Annotated in this window: 19 protein-coding genes; 12 read left to right on the top strand and 7 right to left on the bottom strand. The window is 60.6% G+C overall.

Features of this window, described 5'->3' with window-relative positions; all coding sequences use genetic code 11:
• Nucleotides 1-8: 8 nt before the first annotated feature.
• Entirely contained in the window at nucleotides 9-821 is an 813-nt protein-coding gene (locus tag AC07OP_RS08640) for a cytochrome C assembly family protein (protein WP_065939219.1), read from the bottom strand.
• Nucleotides 822-1055: 234 nt separating this feature from the next.
• On the opposite strand from AC07OP_RS08640, the gene ffh reads away from it, so the two are divergent.
• The 9 genes from ffh (at nucleotide 1056) to thrC (ending at nucleotide 9421) form a co-directional block, all read left to right on the top strand.
• Nucleotides 1056-2432, top strand: coding sequence for a signal recognition particle protein (gene ffh, locus AC07OP_RS08635; protein WP_003175900.1), 1377 nt, complete (start codon nucleotides 1056-1058; stop codon nucleotides 2430-2432).
• A 250-nt stretch (nucleotides 2433-2682) separates the two neighbouring features.
• Nucleotides 2683-2934: a 30S ribosomal protein S16 gene (gene rpsP / locus AC07OP_RS08630; protein ID WP_003238923.1), complete on the top strand. Its 252-nt coding sequence runs from the start codon at nucleotides 2683-2685 to the stop codon at nucleotides 2932-2934.
• Nucleotides 2935-2939: 5 nt separating this feature from the next.
• Nucleotides 2940-3476 carry a ribosome maturation factor RimM gene (gene rimM / locus AC07OP_RS08625; protein ID WP_495100486.1) on the top strand — a complete coding sequence of 179 codons (537 nt, stop codon included), beginning with the start codon at nucleotides 2940-2942 and terminating at the stop codon, nucleotides 3474-3476.
• Nucleotides 3458-4231, top strand: a complete 774-nt coding sequence (gene trmD, locus AC07OP_RS08620) for a tRNA (guanosine(37)-N1)-methyltransferase TrmD (protein ID WP_016977714.1) — start codon at nucleotides 3458-3460, stop codon at nucleotides 4229-4231. Before rimM ends, trmD begins: the two co-directional genes overlap by 19 nt.
• Nucleotides 4232-4276: 45 nt before the next feature.
• Nucleotides 4277-4627, top strand: coding sequence for a 50S ribosomal protein L19 (gene rplS / locus AC07OP_RS08615; protein WP_003175895.1), 351 nt, complete (start codon nucleotides 4277-4279; stop codon nucleotides 4625-4627).
• A gap of 112 nt (nucleotides 4628-4739) precedes the next feature.
• Complete coding sequence (gene xerD, locus AC07OP_RS08610) at nucleotides 4740-5636, top strand: site-specific tyrosine recombinase XerD (RefSeq protein WP_115487219.1); 897 nt, start codon at nucleotides 4740-4742, stop codon at nucleotides 5634-5636.
• A 142-nt stretch (nucleotides 5637-5778) separates the two neighbouring features.
• On the top strand, nucleotides 5779-6510 hold the full coding sequence (locus AC07OP_RS08605; protein WP_027605460.1) for a thioredoxin fold domain-containing protein: 732 nt from the start codon (nucleotides 5779-5781) through the stop codon (nucleotides 6508-6510).
• A 129-nt stretch (nucleotides 6511-6639) separates the two neighbouring features.
• Nucleotides 6640-7944, top strand: coding sequence for a homoserine dehydrogenase (locus AC07OP_RS08600; RefSeq protein ID WP_065939217.1), 1305 nt, complete (start codon nucleotides 6640-6642; stop codon nucleotides 7942-7944).
• A 67-nt stretch (nucleotides 7945-8011) separates the two neighbouring features.
• On the top strand, nucleotides 8012-9421 hold the full coding sequence (gene thrC / locus AC07OP_RS08595) for a threonine synthase (RefSeq protein WP_027605462.1): 1410 nt from the start codon (nucleotides 8012-8014) through the stop codon (nucleotides 9419-9421).
• Nucleotides 9422-9506: 85 nt separating this feature from the next.
• On the opposite strand, the gene AC07OP_RS08590 is transcribed toward thrC, so the two are convergent.
• Nucleotides 9507-9728, bottom strand: coding sequence for a hypothetical protein (locus AC07OP_RS08590; protein WP_495100487.1), 222 nt, complete (start codon nucleotides 9726-9728; stop codon nucleotides 9507-9509).
• Nucleotides 9729-10038: 310 nt separating this feature from the next.
• On the opposite strand from AC07OP_RS08590, the gene AC07OP_RS08585 reads away from it, so the two are divergent.
• The gene (locus tag AC07OP_RS08585; RefSeq protein ID WP_115487217.1) at nucleotides 10039-10323 is read left to right on the top strand and encodes a DUF3509 domain-containing protein; all 285 of its coding nucleotides are present in this window, start codon (nucleotides 10039-10041) and stop codon (nucleotides 10321-10323) included.
• Nucleotides 10324-10493: 170 nt separating this feature from the next.
• Here the strand turns inward: AC07OP_RS08585 and AC07OP_RS08580 are convergent, their stop codons facing one another.
• Together AC07OP_RS08580 and AC07OP_RS08575 are read right to left on the bottom strand one after the other, a co-directional pair.
• Nucleotides 10494-11378: a TIGR02285 family protein gene (locus AC07OP_RS08580; RefSeq protein WP_495100488.1), complete on the bottom strand. Its 885-nt coding sequence runs from the start codon at nucleotides 11376-11378 to the stop codon at nucleotides 10494-10496.
• Entirely contained in the window at nucleotides 11378-12577 is a 1200-nt protein-coding gene (locus AC07OP_RS08575) for a CaiB/BaiF CoA transferase family protein (RefSeq protein WP_495100489.1), read from the bottom strand. The genes AC07OP_RS08580 and AC07OP_RS08575 overlap by 1 nt, the downstream gene beginning before the upstream one ends.
• Nucleotides 12578-12725: 148 nt before the next feature.
• On the opposite strand from AC07OP_RS08575, the gene AC07OP_RS08570 reads away from it, so the two are divergent.
• Both AC07OP_RS08570 and recJ read left to right on the top strand, forming a co-directional pair.
• Nucleotides 12726-13268, top strand: a complete 543-nt coding sequence (locus AC07OP_RS08570; protein WP_027605467.1) for a YaeQ family protein — start codon at nucleotides 12726-12728, stop codon at nucleotides 13266-13268.
• Nucleotides 13269-13363: 95 nt separating this feature from the next.
• The gene (gene recJ / locus AC07OP_RS08565; protein ID WP_495100490.1) at nucleotides 13364-15073 is read left to right on the top strand and encodes a single-stranded-DNA-specific exonuclease RecJ; all 1710 of its coding nucleotides are present in this window, start codon (nucleotides 13364-13366) and stop codon (nucleotides 15071-15073) included.
• 136 nt (nucleotides 15074-15209) lie between these two features.
• Here recJ and AC07OP_RS08560 read toward each other — a convergent pair whose 3' ends face one another.
• The 3 genes from AC07OP_RS08560 to AC07OP_RS08550 form a co-directional block, all read right to left on the bottom strand.
• Nucleotides 15210-16490: a virulence factor family protein gene (locus AC07OP_RS08560; RefSeq protein ID WP_495100491.1), complete on the bottom strand. Its 1281-nt coding sequence runs from the start codon at nucleotides 16488-16490 to the stop codon at nucleotides 15210-15212.
• A complete protein-coding gene (mprF, locus tag AC07OP_RS08555; protein WP_141155926.1) occupies nucleotides 16490-19132 on the bottom strand; it encodes a bifunctional lysylphosphatidylglycerol flippase/synthetase MprF in 2643 nt (880 codons plus the stop codon). Before mprF ends, AC07OP_RS08560 begins: the two co-directional genes overlap by 1 nt.
• 48 nt (nucleotides 19133-19180) lie before the next feature.
• A partial coding sequence (locus tag AC07OP_RS08550; RefSeq protein ID WP_495109906.1) for a hypothetical protein occupies nucleotides 19181-19405 on the bottom strand: 225 nt, incomplete at its 5' end.

Below are 19405 nucleotides of genomic sequence, written 5' to 3'. Positions count from 1 at the left end.
GCTGCCCGTCAGATATGCAGGATGTATTCGCGAACCAGCTTGCTGCCGAAATAGGCCAGCATCAGCAGGCAGAAACCGGCCAGGGTCCAGCGAATCGCCTTGTGCCCGCGCCAGCCAAGGCGGTTGCGGCCCCACAGCAATACGCTGAACACCACCCATGCCAGGCACGCCAGCAGGGTCTTGTGCACCAGGTGCTGGGCAAACAGGTTTTCGACGAACAGCCAACCGGAAATCAGCGACAGCGACAGCAGCGTCCAGCCGGCCCACAGGAAACCGAACAGCAGGCTTTCCATGGTTTGCAGCGGCGGGAAGTTCTTGATCAGCCCGGAAGGGTGCTTGTGCTTGAGCTGGTGGTCCTGCAACAGCAGGAGCAAGGCCTGGAACACCGCGATGGTGAACATGCCGTAGGCCAGGATCGACAGCAGGATATGGGCGAGGATGCCTGGCTCTTCATCGATCACCTGCACCGTGCCGGTGGGGGCGAACTGCGCGAGCAGCACCGTCAGCACGCCCAATGGGAAGAGCAGGACCAGCAGGTTCTCGACAGGAATCCGATAACAGGCCATCAGCGTCAGCGCAATCACCGCCGCGGCGATCAGGCTGGCGGCGCTGAAGAAGTCCAGGCCCAGGCCAACCGGCGTCATCAGGTGGGTGAACAGGCTCGCGGCATGGGCCAGCAGGGCGAGGACGCCCAGGCCGACCAGCAGGCGTTTGTCCGCCTTGGCGCCTTGGGCCAGACGAGAGCCCTGATAGAGGGTCGCAGCGGCATACAAGATGGCGGCGGCGAGGCTGGGTAGCAAACTGGGTGACAAGGGGAGCATAAATCCTGATAGACAAGCCCGAAAGGCGCTGAGTTTGGCATACACCTGCGTTCCACGAAAGACTCCAGGGCCAGACAGCGGGTGTGCATGGGCGCAGTCTTCGCTATAATCCGCGACCTGCCCACGCCGCAGGCTCGCCGAACGCTGTGTTTAATAGCGATTTACCACAGCCTGGGCCGCCATTACCTCGGTCTACCAATGCATTTCGATGAATAGGGCCTGAAAGGATCGCGCATGTTTGAAAACCTGACTGACCGTCTCTCGCAGACGCTGCGCCATGTAACCGGCAAGGCCAAGCTGACCGAGGACAATATTAAAGACACCCTGCGCGAAGTGCGCATGGCGTTGCTGGAAGCCGACGTCGCCTTGCCTGTGGTCAAGGACTTCGTCAACTCGGTCAAGGAGCGCGCGGTCGGCACTGAAGTGTCCCGCAGCCTGACCCCGGGCCAGGCCTTTGTGAAAATCGTCCAGGCCGAACTCGAAAGCCTGATGGGCGCGGCCAACGAAGATTTGAACCTCAGTGCCGTGCCACCGGCCGTCGTGCTGATGGCCGGTCTGCAGGGTGCGGGCAAGACCACCACCGCCGGCAAGCTGGCGCGCTTCCTTAAAGAGCGCAAGAAGAAGTCCGTGATGGTGGTATCGGCCGACGTGTACCGTCCGGCGGCCATCAAGCAGCTGGAAATGCTCGCGGGCGAAGTGGGCGTGACCTTCTTCCCGTCCGACCTGAGCCAGAAGCCGGTCGACATCGCCAACGCTGCTATTAAAGAAGCAAGGCTCAAGTTCATCGACGTGGTCATCGTCGATACCGCCGGTCGCCTGCACATCGATGAAGAGATGATGGGCGAGATCAAGGCGCTGCATGCCGCGATCAACCCGGTCGAGACGCTGTTCGTGGTCGACGCCATGACCGGCCAGGATGCGGCCAACACCGCCAAGGCCTTCGGCGACGCGCTGCCGCTGACCGGCGTGATCCTCACCAAGGTCGACGGCGACGCCCGTGGCGGTGCCGCGCTGTCGGTGCGTGCCATCACCGGCAAGCCGATCAAGTTCATCGGTATGGGCGAGAAGAGCGAAGCGCTCGAGCCGTTCCACCCTGAGCGTATCGCCTCGCGTATCCTCGGCATGGGTGACGTGCTCAGCCTGATCGAGCAGGCCGAAGCGACGCTCGACAAGGACAAAGCCGATAAGCTTGCGAAAAAGTTGAAGAAGGGCAAGGGCTTCGACCTCGAAGACTTCCGTGACCAGCTGCAACAAATGAAGAACATGGGCGGCCTCGGCGGCCTGATGGACAAGCTGCCGAACATCGGCGGCGTGAACCTGGCGCAAATGGGCAATGCCCAGGGCGCGGCAGAGAAGCAATTCAAGCAGATGGAAGCCATCATCAACTCCATGACCCCGGCCGAGCGCCGCGACCCTGAGCTGATCAGCGGTTCGCGCAAGCGTCGGATCGCCATGGGTTCCGGCACCCAGGTGCAGGACATCGGGCGCTTGATCAAGCAGCACAAGCAGATGCAGAAGATGATGAAGAAATTCTCCGCCAAGGGCGGAATGGCCAAGATGATGCGCGGCATGGGCGGTATGTTGCCCGGCGGCGGCATGCCGAAAATGTAAAGTATTCGAGCGGGAGTTCACTCCTGCTCCGACCCACAGGGATGTGGGATCTCCAGCAAACCCGCCGTTGGCGGGGGCTGACCTGCCGTTTTAACCGACGGCTCTCTAGCAGATCTGAATGGCACGCTGATAGGCGCCAGAAAAAGACATTTGCAAAAGTCCGGATATTCCTTAGAATATGCGGCCTTTCGGGCACCTATGCCCGCTGTGCATTTAGATTTGCAGCACCGACTACAGGAACGATGTTCACATGCTAACAATCCGTCTTGCCCTTGGCGGCTCCAAAAAGCGCCCGTTTTACCACTTGACCGTAACTGACAGCCGCAACCCACGTGACGGCTCTCACAAGGAACAAGTAGGTTTCTTCAACCCGATCGCTCGTGGTCAAGAAGTCCGCCTGTCCGTGAACCAAGAGCGCGTAGCCTACTGGCTGAGCGTTGGTGCACAACCGTCTGAGCGTGTTGCCAAGTTGTTGAAGGACTCGGCTAAGGCCGCAGCCTGAGCAATATGAACGCGACGCCAACTGTTGCTGATGATTTGATCGTTATCGGCAAGATTTATTCTGTTCATGGCGTTCGCGGCGAAGTGAAGGTGTATTCCTTTACTGATCCGACTGAAAACCTGTTGCAGTACAAGACCTGGACGCTCAAGCGCGACGGTAGTGTGAAACAGGTCGAGCTGGTCAGTGGACGCGGGAGCGATAAGTTCCTGGTCGCAAAGCTCAAGGGTCTTGATGATCGTGAAGAAGCTCGTCTTCTGGCCGGTTATGAGATCTGCGTGCCGCGCAACCTGTTCCCTGAATTGACCGACGGCGAGTACTACTGGTACCAGCTGGAAGGTCTGAAGGTTATTGATCAACTCGGGCAATTGTTCGGGAAAATCGATCATCTTCTGGAAACCGGCGCCAATGATGTAATGGTGGTCAAGCCTTGCGCTGGCAGCCTGGATGATCGCGAACGCCTGTTGCCGTATACCGAGCAATGCGTGTTGGCTGTCGACCTGGCGGCGGGCGAGATGAAGGTGGAATGGGACGCGGACTTCTAAGCGTGGCTAATTTGCGCATTGAAGTGATCAGTTTGTTTCCCGAGATGTTTTCCGCCATCAGCGAGTACGGCATCACCAGTCGGGCGGTGAAACAGGGGCTGTTGCAGCTCACCTGTTGGAACCCGCGAGACTACACGACGGATCGACATCACACTGTGGACGATCGCCCATTTGGCGGTGGCCCGGGCATGGTGATGAAGATCAAGCCCCTGGAAGACGCGTTGGTTCAGGCCAAGGCAGCCGCCGGGGAGAAGGCGAAGGTAATTTACCTGTCCCCTCAAGGCCGTCAGCTGAAGCAGGCTGGGGTCCGCGAACTGGCGAATGAGGAAGCACTGATCCTGATTGCCGGTCGCTATGAAGGCATTGACGAGCGGTTTATTGAAGCTCATGTCGATGAAGAGTGGTCGATTGGGGACTATGTCCTGTCTGGCGGCGAGCTGCCGGCGATGGTCCTGATAGATGCGGTTACACGACTGCTGCCTGGAGCTTTAGGGCATGCGGACTCCGCGGAGGAAGATTCCTTCACGGACGGTTTGCTGGATTGCCCGCACTACACCCGACCGGAGGTGTATGCGGATCAGCGTGTTCCCGACGTATTGCTAAGTGGCAATCACGCACACATCCGGCGTTGGCGTTTACAGCAGTCCCTTGGTCGGACCTATGAACGACGCGCCGATCTTCTGGAAAGCCGCTCGCTTTCTGGAGAAGAGAAGAAGCTGCTCGAGGAATACATCCTCGCGCGGGACGATAGTTAACAACGTATCGATGGTAGGTCCATTGACTTACCTTAGGAGCACAGCATGACTAACAAAATCATCCTTGCACTCGAAGCAGAGCAGATGACCAAAGAGATCCCTACCTTTGCCCCGGGCGACACCATTGTCGTTCAGGTGAAAGTGAAGGAAGGCGACCGTTCGCGTCTGCAAGCGTTCGAAGGCGTGGTAATCGCCAAGCGTAACCGTGGTGTGAACAGTGCTTTCACTGTTCGTAAAATCTCCAACGGTGTTGGCGTAGAGCGTACTTTCCAGACCTACAGCCCGCAAATCGACAGCATGGCCGTCAAGCGTCGCGGTGACGTACGTAAAGCCAAGCTGTACTACCTGCGTGACCTGTCCGGTAAAGCAGCTCGCATCAAGGAAAAACTGGCTTAAGTCCAGCTTCCCGATGCAGAAAAAAGCAGCCTACGGGCTGCTTTTTTGTGCCCGCGATTTGAGGTCCGGGATAGGATCTACCTGATTCCGCCACTTTTCTGTTCGAGTCCCTATGCCTGCCATCGACCACCCCCTGATCGACCGTTTCCTCGATGCCCTATGGCTGGAAAAAGGCCTGTCAGATAACACCCGCCAGGCCTACCGCAGCGACCTGGCGCTGTTCAACGGCTGGCTGCAGGAAAAAAACCTGGAACTGATCAATGCTGGTCGCGAGCTGATCCTCGATCACTTGGCCTGGCGCCTGGAGCAGAACTACAAACCCCGTTCCACTGCACGATTTCTCTCCGGTGTACGTGGCTTTTATCGTTATTTGCTCAGGGAAAAACTGATCGCCCTCGATCCGACCCTGCAAATCGATATGCCGCAACTGGGTAGGCCCTTGCCCAAATCCCTGTCGGAAGCCGACGTCGAGGCCTTGCTCGCTGCGCCCGACCTCAGCGAAGCCATCGGCCAGCGTGACCGCGCCATGCTGGAAGTGTTGTATGCCTGTGGCCTGCGGGTCACGGAGCTGATCAGCCTGACCCTGGAGCAAGTCAATCTGCGCCAGGGGGTGCTGCGGGTAATGGGCAAGGGCAGCAAGGAACGGCTGGTGCCGATGGGGGAGGAGGCGATTGTGTGGGTCGAGCGCTATATGCGCGATGCCCGCAGCGAGCTGCTGGGCGGGCGGCCCAGCGATGTGCTGTTTCCCAGCCAGCGTGGCGAACAGATGACCCGCCAGACGTTCTGGCATCGTATCAAACACCAGGCCAAGGTCGCGGGGATCGGCAAGAGCCTGTCGCCCCACACCTTGCGCCATGCATTCGCCACCCATTTGCTTAACCACGGTGCGGATTTGCGCGTGGTGCAAATGCTGCTCGGGCACAGCGACTTATCCACCACCCAGATCTACACCCATGTGGCGCGTGCGCGCTTGCAGGATATGCATGCCAAGCACCACCCGCGAGGCTGAAAAGCGCCAATTTATGCCGCCACGGGCTGCCCTGCGGCCCAACTGTGGTAGGCTTTGCCGGTTAGCAAAGGGGACCGCCCGCACTCGTGTTTCCGTATTGGCGCGCCTGCACCCGTCCCTGCATCTGCCTTCAGGAGTTTCCATGCGCTTGACCCAGATTATTGCCGCCGCAGCCATTGCGTTGGTTTCCACCTTTGCCGTCGCCGATGACGCTGCCGAGCAGACCATCCGCAAGAGCCTGGCCAACCTGCAGCTCGATACCCCAATCGAAAGCATCAGTGCCAGCCCGATGGCCGGCCTGTATGAAGTCAAGCTCAAGGGCAGCCGCGTGCTTTACGCCAGTGCGGACGGTCAGTACATCGTCCAGGGCTACCTGTTCCAGCTCAAGGACGGCAAGCCGGTCAACCTGACCGAGAAAGCCGAGCGCCTGGGTGTATCCAAGCTGATCAACGGCATCCCGGTGGCTGAAACCGTGGTTTACCCGGCCATCGGCGAGACCAAGACCCATATCACCGTGTTCACCGACACAACCTGCCCGTACTGCCACAAGTTGCATGCCGAAGTGCCTGCGCTGAACAAGCTGGGTGTGGAAGTCCGCTACGTAGCGTTCCCGCGCCAGGGCCTGGGTTCGCCGGGCGACGAGCAGTTGCAGGCCGTATGGTGCTCGGCCGACAAGAAAGCGGCCATGGACAAGATGGTCGATGGCAAGGAAATCAAGGCCGCCAAGTGCGCCAACCCGGTGTCGAAGCAATTTGCCCTGGGCCAGTCCATCGGCGTCAACGGTACACCGGCCATCGTTTTGGCTGACGGCCAGGTGATTCCGGGCTACCAGCCGGCACCACAAGTTGCCAAACTGGCGCTGGGTGCCAAATAAACCAGCATCGTCGAACCTTTGACGATCATGGCCTGTGGATAAGTCGACGGGCCATTAATTGAAAGCCGCAGTTGTGCGGCTGTTTTCCACGGCCGACCTAGCGTCGGCCGTTTCATGGGGAGTTCTTCAGTGAAACCGGTCAAAGTAGGCATCTGTGGGTTAGGGACCGTCGGTGGCGGCACCTTCAACGTACTTCAGCGTAATGCTGAAGAAATTTCCCGCCGTGCAGGGCGCGGGATTGAAGTGGCGCAAATTGCCACGCGTTCGCCAAAGCCTCAGTTCCAAACGACCGGTATTGCGATTACCAACGATGTCTTCGCCGTGGCCACCAACCCTGAAATCGATATCGTCATCGAGCTGGTGGGCGGTTACACCGTGGCCCGCGAGCTGGTGCTCAAGGCGATCGAAAACGGCAAGCACGTGGTCACCGCCAACAAGGCGCTGATCGCCGTACACGGCAACGAGATCTTCGCCAAGGCCCGCGAGAAAGGCGTGATCGTGGCGTTCGAGGCCGCGGTTGCCGGTGGTATCCCGGTGATCAAGGCGATCCGTGAAGGCCTGTCCGCCAACCGCATCAACTGGGTGGCCGGGATCATCAATGGCACCGGTAACTTCATCCTCACCGAAATGCGCGAGAAGGGCCGTACCTTCGAAGACGTACTGGCCGAAGCCCAGGCCCTGGGGTATGCCGAAGCCGACCCGACATTCGACGTGGAAGGCATCGACGCGGCGCACAAGCTGACCATCCTGGCGTCCATCGCCTTTGGTATCCCGCTGCAGTTCGACAAGGCCTACACCGAAGGCATCACCCGGCTGACCACTGCCGACGTGAACTACGCCGAAGCCCTGGGCTACCGCATCAAGCACCTCGGTGTCGCGCGTAGCACCCCGGCGGGTATCGAGTTGCGTGTGCACCCGACGCTGATCCCGGCCGATCGCCTGATCGCCAACGTCAATGGCGTGATGAACGCGGTGATGGTCAACGGTGATGCCGCTGGTTCCACCCTGTTCTACGGCGCCGGTGCAGGCATGGAGCCGACCGCTTCGTCGGTGATCGCCGACCTGGTGGACGTGGTTCGCGCCATGACCAGCGACCCGGAAAACCGTGTACCGCACCTGGCCTTTCAGCCGGATTCGCTGTCGGCCCACCCGATCCTGCCGATCGAGGCCTGCGAAAGCGCCTACTACCTGCGCATCCAGGCCAAGGATCACCCGGGCGTGTTGGCCCAGGTGGCCAGCATCCTGTCGGAGCGCGGTATCAACATCGAGTCGATCATGCAGAAGGAAGTCGAGGAACAGAACGGCCAGGTGCCGATGATCCTGCTGACCCACCGGGTGCTCGAGCAGCACATCAACGATGCCATCACCGCGCTGGAAGCCTTGCAAGGCGTCGTGGGCCCGGTGGTGCGGATTCGCGTCGAACACCTGAACTAACCGATCTGTTCCAGAGGTCCCGTGTGTGCGGCGGCCTCTGTTCGAGAATGTTTTAGAGGAGCCAGTCATGCGTTACATCAGCACCCGCGGCCAGGCACCGGCCCTGAATTTCGAAGACGTCTTGCTGGCAGGCCTTGCCACTGACGGCGGCCTGTACGTGCCGGAAAACCTGCCACGTTTTACCCAGGAAGAAATCGCTTCGTGGGCCGGCCTGCCGTACCACGAGCTGGCGTTCCGGGTGATGCGCCCATTCGTCACCGGCAGCATCCCCGATGCGGATTTCAAAAAGATTCTGGAAGAGACCTACGGCGTGTTTTCCCACAGCGCCATCGCGCCTTTGCGCCAGCTCAACGGCAACGAATGGGTGCTCGAGCTGTTCCATGGCCCGACCCTGGCGTTCAAGGACTTCGCCCTGCAACTGCTGGGTCGTCTGCTGGACTACGTGCTGGAGAAGCGCGGCGAGCGTGTGGTGATCATCGGCGCCACCTCCGGTGATACCGGTTCGGCCGCCATCGAAGGCTGCAAGCACTGCGAAAACGTCGACATCTTCATCCTGCACCCGCACAAGCGTGTCTCGGAAGTACAGCGCCGCCAGATGACCACCATCTTCGGCGAGAACATCCATAACATCGCCATCGAAGGCAACTTCGATGACTGCCAGGAAATGGTCAAGAACAGCTTCGCCGACCAGGGCTTCCTCAAAGGCACACGCCTGGTGGCGGTGAACTCGATCAACTGGGCGCGGATCATGGCCCAGATCGTCTACTACTTCCACGCCTCGCTGCAATTGGGTGGCCCGGCGCGCTCGGTGTCGTTCTCGGTGCCGACCGGCAATTTCGGCGACATTTTCGCCGGCTACCTGGCCCGTAACATGGGCCTGCCGATCAACCAGTTGATCGTCGCCACCAACCGCAACGACATCCTGCACCGCTTCATGAGCGGCAACCAGTACGTCAAGGAAACCCTGCACGCCACCTTGTCGCCGTCCATGGATATCATGGTGTCGTCGAACTTCGAACGCCTGCTGTTCGACATGCACGGTCGCAACGGCGCAGCCATCGCCGGCTTGATGGACACCTTCAAGAGCGGCGGCGGTTTCAGCGTCGATGAAGAGCGCTGGACCGAAACCCGCAAGCTGTTCGACTCCCTGGCCGTGGACGACGCGCAGACCTGTGAAACCATCGCCGAAGTCTACGCTCAGACCGGCGAGCTGCTCGACCCGCACACCGCCATTGGGGTGAAGGCCGCCCGCGAATGCCGCCGCAGCCTGGATATCCCGATGGTGATCCTCGGCACCGCCCATCCAGTGAAATTCCCGGAAGCGGTGGAGAAGGCGGGTGTCGGCAAGGCGCTGGAACTGCCGGTGCATCTGACCGACCTGTTCGAGCGTGAAGAACGTTGCACGGTGCTGCCGAATGACTTGAAGGCGATGCAGGCGTTTGTCAGCCAGCATGGCAATCGTGGCAAGCCTTTGTAAGGCAGGTCACGAAGACAAAAACGCCGCTTTCCCTTCCTTGGGTCAGCGGCGTTTTTTGTTTCTGGCAGGCCCGATAGCGTGCCGGTTACAAGAGCAACTTAATCGCTACTCCAGTAATCGAAGCAATCGTTGCGACCACGGCCATTGCTACGCCCATGGGGTACCAGAAAGTTTCACAGTTTATTTTCAGGGATTCCGATCTGAGCTTGTCTTGCTCAGCCTGCATGCGTGATATTTCTGCGTAGATGCGCCTTACATCGGCATGCATTCTCTCCATCGTCGCCATTCGCTCATCGTTTTCCACCATCGCATTCCTCCTTCGCAATAAGGGCCTTTGGCATACGCTTTCCCCACGTGGCACTGTGATCAGCGCTCATCGAGTATAGGATTCACCCATGGCCTGCGCGGCAGGGGAAGCCCAGAACAGCCGCCCATTGCGTAAGCATTTATGTGCCGCCGTTTTTTGCCTGTCATGTTGCAAGCGCATGCTGGAAACGTCATCCCCGACAACCCCGCATAAACGAAAAAGCGAACTTTCCTACGTCACAACCAGTCACTTAGGATAGATGCAGCTCCCGTTTACAAGAATGTTTGCGAACTATTGAGTGGTGATCGAGATGGAAAGTATCAGCCTATTGCTCGAAGAAGCACTGAGCCCTTATCAGGTGACATTGACCACCGCAGGTGTGCAGGAAGAGTGCCTGGTAACCGTGAAGAACCCAGCCGGTGCGATCGTGGTCGAGCGTGAAGTCGACCGGGCGCAATTGCTCGATAAGCGCGTATTGGTGGATGTGGTGGATTGCCTTTTGCGCGACCTCAAGATCGCTGAAGGACGCCTGGAACCCTCGGTCATCGCGGCCTTGCGCAACGCCGCCCAGACCCGCAGCGCTGCCGTTGCATGAAGAATTGTTTATAGATGGAAACTTCCCACGTCATGGCCGGTCAGATTTTGTAACAGCAAGAGCAAACATTGTGCTCCGGTGTTTGTGCCTTGCTGTACTGGTCTTTGTAGGCCACGTTTAACCCCGAAGTGTCTCCCCACTCTTCGGGGTTTCTTTTTGCCTGGGGTTTGTCACGGCGCTGGCGAGTCCTGGAAAAAGCTCGGGTTGTCTCGCAGGTAATGTTCACGCATGACAGGGTCCAGCCAGGCGGCATAGGACTGCTGTACGTGTTCCAGCGGGAGGCTGAGCAGAACCTGGTTGATCCGTTCCATGGCCTCGCGCCCCTCAGGTGTATCCGAGCAGCCGATATGCGTGCGCTGGTAAGGCGCTGTGCCTTTGATGGGGTAGAAACTCAGGTCTTCGGCCGCGATCCCCTGTTGCATCGCGTGGTAGCGGATTTCCGGCCAATAGCCCAGCACTGCCTCCAGCCGGCCCAGGCGCTGCATCTGCAGCAAGCTGCCAAGGGCATCGTTGCCGTAGTGCAGTGCCAGTTTGTGTGTGTCGGCCTGTTTCAGTCGCTCATCGATAACGGCGCCGTAGCTGCGTTCCGCGATCGCGCCGAGCCTTGCCTCATGGGCGTCGAAGAAGGCCTGCAGGTCAAACTGGCCATCTACGATAAAGGCCGCCAGGGCGCCCTGCTGGCTGCGTCGGATCGTGACGCCATTACTGGCGACCACAAACGCCTGCCTGGAAAATACGATGTACCTGGCCCGCTCGGCCGTCCACAGCAAGGATGGATCGCAGGTGAGCGTGGGCTCGCGCAGCATCTGCATGCCGCGCGCGCGATTGACGTGCATTACCTGGTGGCGATATTCCGGCAAGTGCTCGATCAGTATCGGCAGCAACTCGTCCAGGGCGCCCTGGCCTTTGCCTGGCCCTTCGAAGATGGTCAGCGGCGGCAAGTCGCGCAGCAACCAGATCAACGTGCCCTCGGCACTCGCCGGCACGGGCCAGCCGCCGGCCAGCATGACGGCCAGGGACAGCGCACTGAACCAGTGCCTGCAACCGTGGGACATCAGATGGCGCCTTGCTCACGCAGGCGGACAATGGCGGCGGCGTCGTATCCCAACTCGCCCAGCACCACGCCGTTGTGTTCACCCAGTTGCGGCCCCACCCATTCGCAACTGCCCGGTGTGTCCGACAGCTTGGGCACGATGCCCGGCATCTTGAAGTCCTTGCCGCCGGGAAGCCGGGCCTCGAGGAACATCTCGCGTGCGAGGAATTGCGGGTCGCCCAGCATGTCCTCGGCGCTGTAGATCCGGCTGGCGGGAACCTCGGCCTTGTTGAGTTGCTCCACCACCTGCTCCAGCGGCAGCGAGTTCACCCAGCGATCAATCACGCCATAGAGTTCATCGCGACGGCTGTCGCGCCCGTCATTGCTGGCCAGTTGTGGATCGTTCGCCAGGTCGTCACGGCCGATGGCACTCATGAAGCGTTTGAAGATGGCATCGCCGTTGGCACCGATCTGTACGTGCTTGCCGTCCGCGCTGGTGTGGATCGACGACGGCGTGATGCCGGGCATGATGTTGCCGGTGCGCTCGCGAATAAACCCGAATACGTCGAACTCGGGGATCATGCTTTCCATCATGGCGAAGATGGCTTCATACAGCGCCACATCCACCACCTGGCCCACACCGCCGTTGATCTCGCGATGACGCAGCGCCATCAAGGCACCGATGACCGCCCACAGCGCGGCGATGGAGTCGCCAATGGAGATTCCCGTGCGCACCGGCGGGCGATCTTCGAAACCGGTGATATAGCGCAGCCCGCCCATGGACTCGCCCACTGCGCCAAATCCGGGCTGGTCTTTCATCGGTCCGGTCTGGCCAAAACCCGAGAGGCGCACCATCACCAGTTTCGGGTTCAGCCCATGCAGGGTTTCCCAGCTCAGGCCAAGCTTCTCCAGCACGCCGGGGCGGAAGTTTTCGATCAGGATGTCGGCGTCTGCCAGCAGTTGCTTGAGAATCGCCAGCCCGTCCGGGTGCTTGAGGTTCAACGTCAGGGACTTTTTGTTGCGCGCCTGCACAAACCACCACAACGAGGTGCCTTCGTACAGCTTGCGCCATTTACGCAGCGGATCGCCGCCGTCCGGGGACTCGACCTTGACCACCTCGGCACCGAATTCAGCACAAATGCGTGAGGCGAAGGGTCCGGCGATCAGGGTGCCGAGTTCGATGACTTTCAGGCCGGCAAGCGGTTTGGCATTAAACGACATGGGGATCCTTGTCTGCGCGGAACGGTGGTGTGAAGCCTTTTAACATAGGCGAGCAGCCCAGGGATAAGGATGATGCAGCGCAGGATTCGTTGAATGACCTCGCCATCGGTTAGACTGGCCGCCTTTCCCTGTCTCTAGAAGCCCGTTCATGGCCCAGCCGTCCACGACCTACAAATTCGAACTCAACCTCACCGACCTCGACCGTTCGGTGTACGAGAGCGTCAAGCAGACTATCGCTCGCCACCCCTCGGAAACTGAAGAACGCATGACCGTGCGCCTGCTGGCCTACGCCCTTTTTTATAACGAGCAGTTGGCGTTCGGTCGTGGCCTGTCAGATGTAGACGAGCCAGCCCTGTGGGAAAAAAGCCTGGATGATCGGGTTTTGCATTGGATCGAAGTCGGCCAGCCGGATGCCGACCGCCTGACCTGGTGCTCGCGTCGCACTGAGCGTACCAGCCTGCTGGCATACGGCAGCTTGCGCGTTTGGGAAGGCAAAGTGGTGCCGGTGGCGAACACCCTGAAGAATGTCCACATCGCAGCAGTGCCCCAGGAGATTCTGGAGGTCCTGGCCAAGGACATGCCCCGCGTGATCAAGTGGGACGTGATGATCAGTGAAGGCACGATCTTCGTCACCGACGACCGTGGCCAGCACGAAGTGCAACTGCAATGGCTGGTCGGCGAACGCGGTTGAAAATGTGGGAGGGGCTTGCCCCCTCCCACATTTGATCTGTGTTCCCTTCAGAGTTGTCGTTTAACCGTTGTATTCAAGAGAAGCTCCCGTCACCCATGCGTATCGATCCCCGCCCGTTGCCCGCCGTCCTGCCCTTCCTGGGGGAATTGCCACCGCTGTTGACCCGTCTCTACGCCGCACGTGGCGTGCGGTCCGAGGCCGAGCTGGACAAGAGCCTGGCGCGGTTGATTCCCTATCAGCAGCTCAAGGGTATCGACGCGGCGGTGGACTTGCTGGTGACGGCATTGGAGCAACGCCAGCGCATCCTCATCGTCGGTGACTTCGACGCCGATGGTGCCACCGCCAGCACCGTAGGCACCCTGGGCCTGCGTTTGCTCGGTGCGGCCCATGTCGATTACCTGGTGCCCAACCGCTTCGAATACGGCTATGGCCTGACCCCGGAAATCGTCGCGGTGGCCCTGCAGCGCGAGCCGCAGTTGCTGATCACCGTGGACAATGGCATTTCCAGTGTCGAAGGCGTGGCGGCGGCGAAAGCGGCGGGGTTGCAGATATTGGTGACCGATCACCACTTGCCCGGGGATGAGCTGCCGGCGGCAGATGCCATCGTCAACCCGAACCAGCCGGGCTGTGAGTTCCCGAGCAAGGCCCTGGCCGGCGTGGGCGTGATCTTCTACGTGCTGATGGCCCTGCGCGCGCGTTTGCGCAGTTTGGGCTGGTATGAAAACAAGCCTCAACCCAACATCGGCGAGCTGCTCGACCTGGTCGCCCTGGGCAGCGTCGCCGACGTGGTGCCCCTGGACGCCAATAACCGCATACTCGTGCATCAGGGCCTGGAGCGTATTCGTGCCGGTCGCGCACGGCCGGGGATCAAGGCGATCCTCGAAGTGGCCAAGCGGGATGCAGCGCGCATCACCTCCACCGACCTCGGCTTTATCCTCGGGCCACGCTTGAACGCCGCCGGGCGCCTGGACGATATGAGCCTGGGCATCGAATGCCTGCTCACCACGGATTTCGCCGCGGCACGGGAAATGGCTGCGCAACTGGATGGCATGAACCAGGACCGCAAATCCATCGAACAAGGCATGCAGCGCGAGGCCCTGGCTCAGCTCAAGGACTTGCCGGTGGACTCAATGCCCTACGGCTTGTGCCTGTTTGATCCGGACTGGCACCAAGGTGTGATCGGCATTCTTGCGTCGCGCATGAAGGAGCGCTATTTCCGCCCCACCATTGCCTTCGCCGATGCCGGCGATGGCCTGCTCAAGGGCTCAGGGCGCTCTGTGCAAGGCTTTCACATCCGCGATGCCCTGGCGGTGGTTGCGAGCCAGCATCCCAACCTGATCAGCAAATATGGCGGCCACGCCATGGCGGCGGGGTTGACCTTGCCCGAGGAAAATTTCCCACTGTTTGCCGAGGCCTTTGACGCCGAAGTGCGTCGGCAGCTGCGCGAAGAAGACCTCACCGGGCGCCTGCTGTCCGACGGAACCCTGGCGGTGGAAGAGTTTCACCTGGAACTGGCGCGCGCATTGCGGCATGCCGGGCCGTGGGGCCAGCACTTTCCCGAGCCGTTGTTCCATGGCGTGTTCCAGCTGGTCGAGCAGCGGGTGGTGGGGGAGCGGCACCTGAAAGTGGTGCTCAAGAGCGAATGCGGGTCGGTGAAGCTCGATGGCATTGCCTTCGGCGTCGACCGGGAAGTCTGGCCGAACCCGACCGTGCGTTGGGTGGAGTTGGCCTACAAGCTGGATGTGAACGAGTTTCGTGGTAATGAAACCGTGCAACTGATGATTGCCCACATCGAACCGCGCTAGATCTTACCCACGCCGCAAAAAACTGTGGGAGGGGGCTTGCTCCCGATAGCGTTGGGTCAGTCACAGCATTGTTGACTGATGCTCAGCTATCGGGGGCAAGCCCCCTCCCACAGTTTGATTTGTGTAAGGCTCGGGTTTATTCGGTTTTGGCCTGGTGCTTCACGATGATATCCACCAACCGCTTGGCCAGTGCCGGATAGTTCTCATCGAAGTGATGCCCGCCCGGCAGTTTCACCGCCTCGCCCACGGCGGTCTTGTCGGTGCAGCCACTCTCGTCGACTTCTTCGGCACCGTAGATGCACACCACCCTGTCAGCCGGCAGCTTGGCCATTTCCGGGCCGGTAGCGGCTTCTTTGCCGGCGTTGCCCAGCCAGCCTTCCACTTCGATTTCAAAGCTGCCGGTGCGGGCGAAGGCCAGCAGAATGATGACGTCCACACGCTGCTGCTCGTTTTCCGGCAGGCGGTTGTAGATCGCCGGCAGGACGTCCGCGCCGAAGGAGTAACCGGTCAGCACGAAGCGCTTGGTGCCCCATTTCTGCCGGTAGTGCTGCATCAGCTCGGTGAGGTCCTTGGCGCTTTGTTCCGGGGTCTTGTGCTGCCAGTAGTAGCGCAGGGTGTCGATGCCGACCACCGGGTAGCCTATCTTGGCCATTTCGCCGGCCACGTCGCGGTCGAGGTCACGCCAGCCGCCATCACCGGAAAGGAACAGCGTCACGGTGTCCTTGGCCTGGCCAGCCGGCACTTCCACCACGGGAATCGCCAGGCCGCCGTTGTCCGAACCCACCAGTTGCTTGCGCAGTTCGTTGTTCAGCACTTGCGGATAGTGAATGTCGTAGTCGCTGATGCTGGTGGTGGCGCGCGGGGTGTCACGTACGAAACTGGCGCTTTCATCGTCAGGGTTGTCGTTCCAGGCCACCAGCCAATTACCGTGTGCTGCGGTTTTCGGCAGTGGGTCCTTGCACCCTTCCTGCACCAACGCGAAGCCGACGGAGATGGCGTTGGCCTTGTCGTCGCTCTGAGTGGCCAGCCAGCGCCAGGCGAGGGCGGCGCCAGGGCCGATGCCGCTGACCAGGGTCGCGGGGCCCTTGAGCTGGCCCAGGGCGCTTTGCAGCGCTTGTTCCTGCAGCTTGCAGTCATCCTTTGGCAGGATCACCTGGACGATCTGCGCCTTGCCGCCCTGGCTCAGGGTAATCAGCTGGCTATCGGTCAGTGTTTCGTCAGCCATCACCGCCACCGCGACGCGGGCTTTCGGGGTGCCGGCCGGAGTCACGCGGGTCATCACCGAGCCGTCGGCCTGGGGCAGTTGCTCCAGGGTCGGCTGTGGGGCAGGGCGGTTCCAGAACCAAAAGCCGCCACCCAGGACCAGGGCGAGCAGCACTACAAAGGCCAATACATACCGCCAGGAGCGTCGAATCATCAGCGTTTCACCAATCCAGTCAAGCCGCCCGCGATCAGGGCGGCGGTATCGGCCAGTGCCACCAGCGGGTCAAGTCCCGCGGGCACAGCCATGTAACGGGGTTCCCAGTCAGGCTGGAACTTGTCTTTGAAGCGGCGCAAGCCTTGGAAGTTATACAGTTGCTCGCCGCGACGGAACACCATCGAGCCCAGGCGCTGGGTCAGTGGCGCGCCGCGTCGCGGTTGCAGGCCCGACAACGGCACCATGCCGAGGCTGAAGCGGGCGTAGCCGTGATTCTTATAGTGTTGAATCAGGCCGACCATCATGAATTCCATGGTCAGCTTGGGCGCATCCGGGTGGGCGCGCATCAGGTCGAGGCTGGCCAGGTCATGGTTGTAGGTCTCGAGCAGGTTGGCGAAGGCCACCGGGCGGCCTTCGAAGCGAATGATCGCGATACGAAAGTGCTTGAGGTAGTCGTCGCTGAAGCGTCCGAGGGAAAAGCCTTTTTCCCGCACATTCTTACCGGTAAGCCAGGCGTCCGAGATGACTTTTAATTCATCCATCGGTGCCGTGCCGGGTTCAAAGATCTCCAGGGACAGGCCATCCCGGGTGCCACGGTTCCAGGTGTAGCGCAGGTCCTTCATCTCTTTGCCCTTGGCTTCCAGGTCAAAGCGTTTCAGGTCGACGCGGGCTTCCTCGCCCAGCTTGATCGCGGTGAGGCCGATGTCCATGTAATAGGGCAGGTTCTCGGCGCGTACCTGATAGAACACCGGGCGCGCATGATGGATGTCGCACAGGTCGCGGAACTGCCAGATCATTTCGGCACGGGGCTGGGTCGGACCGATCGGGTCATACAAGGCCACCAGGCTGCGGCCGCGACGGGCATACATCAGGAACGCTTCGTCATTCGGGTGGAACAGCAATGCTTTGTCGCCGGTCAGCGCCAGGCCGCCGTCGGGTTGCGACGACGCCATCAGGATCTTGCTGGCGCGTTCCAGTTCATCGGGTGTCGGCAGGTGGATCACCGGGCGTGCGGTGCGCAGCAGCCAGGTCAGCGAGACGATGACCAGCAGCACGGCGGCGCCCAGCAGCGAACGCAGGCCGCGCGGGGCGTTGGCATCAAGGGTGAACTGCCACCACAGTTGATGGCTGTACGGTACATCTTGATACGCGAACAGCAGCAGCCAGATAGAAGCCCCCAGCACACAGACGCTGGCTACCAGGTACAGCGGTGAAAAAGGCAGCTCGGTCAGGCGGCTGGCGCGATAGAACGAGCGGCGGAAGATCGCCAGCAGTATCGCCGTCATGGTCATCAGGCTGGCTTCTTCCCAATCGAACCCCTTGAGCAGCGAGAGCAGGGCGCCCACCAGCAGCAGCACCATGGTCAGCATCCACGCAGCCGACAGGCGTCGACGCAGGCCCTGGGCCAGCAACAGGCACAGCACGCCGATCAGGCTGGCACCGAAGTGCGAGGCGTCAATCAGGCGGTGGGGGATCAGGAAGCCGATGTTTTCCAGGCGTGAGTCGATTTCTGGCGTGGCGCCGGAAAACAGCAGGACCACGCCGGACAAAAAAACCAGTACGGCCAGCACCGGCGCTGCCAAACCCGAGGCTACCCGCAGGCTTTGCTGAGTCTGGAACAGGCGCTGGGCCTCGTTGACCAGCAGGAACACACAGGCGATCAGCAGCGGCAGGACCACGTAGATCATGCGGTACAGCAGCAGGGCGGCGGCCAAGGGCGCGGCGCCGAGCTTGTCGGCGAATGCGGCAAGCAGGATGGCTTCGAATACGCCTACGCCCCCTGGCACATGGCTGAGTACACCGGCGGCCAACGCCAGCAGATACACCAGCAGGAACGGGCCGAAAGGCGGTGCTTCCGGCAGCAGCAGATAAAGGACGGTAGCGGCGGCGGCCACGTCCAGTGCGGTGATGATCAGTTGCAGGAACGTCAGGCGCCGGCCAGGCAGACGCAGGGTCCGACGCCCGGCTTTTACCAGCAGGTTGTCCGGGTAGGGCTGTTCCGGCAGGCGGCGGCGGTAGATGCCGATGCACAACATGGCCGACAGCAACAGCACTGCGCCGGCAACGCCGCCGAGCACCGTTTGTGGCAAATGCAGGTAGGTCGACGCTGCTGGCAAGTTGCTCAGCGTGGCCAATGCAGCCAGCGGGGGCAGGGCGCAGCCCAGTGCCAGGCTGGCGAACACGGTCATGTGGGCGACTTCCGAAGCCCCGATGCCATGGCGTGCATATAAACGGTAGCGTACCGAGCCGCCCGAGAGCATCGACAGGCCAATGGCATTGCCGATCGCAAAGGCAGTAAAGCCGCCAAGGGCCAAGGTTTTGGCCGGCAGGTTCACCCCGGCATAGCGTGCGCCGGAAAACTCATAGCCCAGCAGAATGACGAACCCCGCGACGGCGGCGGCGAACGCACCGAGCAATGCAGGTTTGGGCACTTCCAGGATCGAGTCATGGAGGGCGTAGAGATCCAGCTCCAATAGCAGGTGCCGACAGGCGATCAGGGCGATTGCGAACAGCAACAAGGTCACGGCCAGCCCGATGGGTTGCCGGTATTTGCTCAACAGATCCAGCCAGCGCAAGCGGGTGGGGGCGATAGGTTGTTCTGCTGTGACGGTGTCTTGTGGTTCAGACGAGTTGGCGCGCATCAATCACCTCGTGGATTGTGCGCGACAGGATGGAGGTATCCAGCCAAGTTACCAATCCCTATGGACAAAATAATTACAAATATTAACGCGGATCACCGGGTGCGGCGACTGCGGCCATTGGTCGTAGAGGCGTAAGCATAGCGTGCAATGAGATGGACTCAACAAACCGCGTACGGTTTCATGAAAGATGCCATGCCATTGTTTCAGAAGAACTTTTTCATCGGATACAAAAAAGGCCACTCTTTCGAGTAGCCTTTTTTGATGTTTGGTTGC

The sequence above is a fragment of the Pseudomonas sp. GW821-FHT09D08 genome, assembly GCF_059416305.1.
Note: the sequence above shows the minus strand (reverse complement) of the source record. Positions and strands in the feature narration are given on the sequence as shown.

Coding starts and splice junctions, on each gene's coding strand:
- rpsP (WP_003238923.1), top strand. CDS start 2,683: ATGCTAACAATCCGTCTTGCCCTTGGCGGCTCCAAAAAGCGCCCGTTT.
- xerD (WP_115487219.1), top strand. CDS start 4,740: ATGCCTGCCATCGACCACCCCCTGATCGACCGTTTCCTCGATGCCCTA.
- mprF (WP_141155926.1), bottom strand. CDS start 19,132: ATGCGCGCCAACTCGTCTGAACCACAAGACACCGTCACAGCAGAACAA.
- AC07OP_RS08585 (WP_115487217.1), top strand. CDS start 10,039: ATGGAAAGTATCAGCCTATTGCTCGAAGAAGCACTGAGCCCTTATCAG.
- recJ (WP_495100490.1), top strand. CDS start 13,364: ATGCGTATCGATCCCCGCCCGTTGCCCGCCGTCCTGCCCTTCCTGGGG.
- rplS (WP_003175895.1), top strand. CDS start 4,277: ATGACTAACAAAATCATCCTTGCACTCGAAGCAGAGCAGATGACCAAA.
- trmD (WP_016977714.1), top strand. CDS start 3,458: ATGGGACGCGGACTTCTAAGCGTGGCTAATTTGCGCATTGAAGTGATC.
- thrC (WP_027605462.1), top strand. CDS start 8,012: ATGCGTTACATCAGCACCCGCGGCCAGGCACCGGCCCTGAATTTCGAA.
- AC07OP_RS08640 (WP_065939219.1), bottom strand. CDS start 821: ATGCTCCCCTTGTCACCCAGTTTGCTACCCAGCCTCGCCGCCGCCATC.
- AC07OP_RS08575 (WP_495100489.1), bottom strand. CDS start 12,577: ATGTCGTTTAATGCCAAACCGCTTGCCGGCCTGAAAGTCATCGAACTC.
- rimM (WP_495100486.1), top strand. CDS start 2,940: ATGAACGCGACGCCAACTGTTGCTGATGATTTGATCGTTATCGGCAAG.
- AC07OP_RS08560 (WP_495100491.1), bottom strand. CDS start 16,490: ATGATTCGACGCTCCTGGCGGTATGTATTGGCCTTTGTAGTGCTGCTC.
- AC07OP_RS08570 (WP_027605467.1), top strand. CDS start 12,726: ATGGCCCAGCCGTCCACGACCTACAAATTCGAACTCAACCTCACCGAC.
- AC07OP_RS08605 (WP_027605460.1), top strand. CDS start 5,779: ATGCGCTTGACCCAGATTATTGCCGCCGCAGCCATTGCGTTGGTTTCC.
- ffh (WP_003175900.1), top strand. CDS start 1,056: ATGTTTGAAAACCTGACTGACCGTCTCTCGCAGACGCTGCGCCATGTA.
- AC07OP_RS08580 (WP_495100488.1), bottom strand. CDS start 11,378: ATGTCCCACGGTTGCAGGCACTGGTTCAGTGCGCTGTCCCTGGCCGTC.
- AC07OP_RS08590 (WP_495100487.1), bottom strand. CDS start 9,728: ATGGTGGAAAACGATGAGCGAATGGCGACGATGGAGAGAATGCATGCC.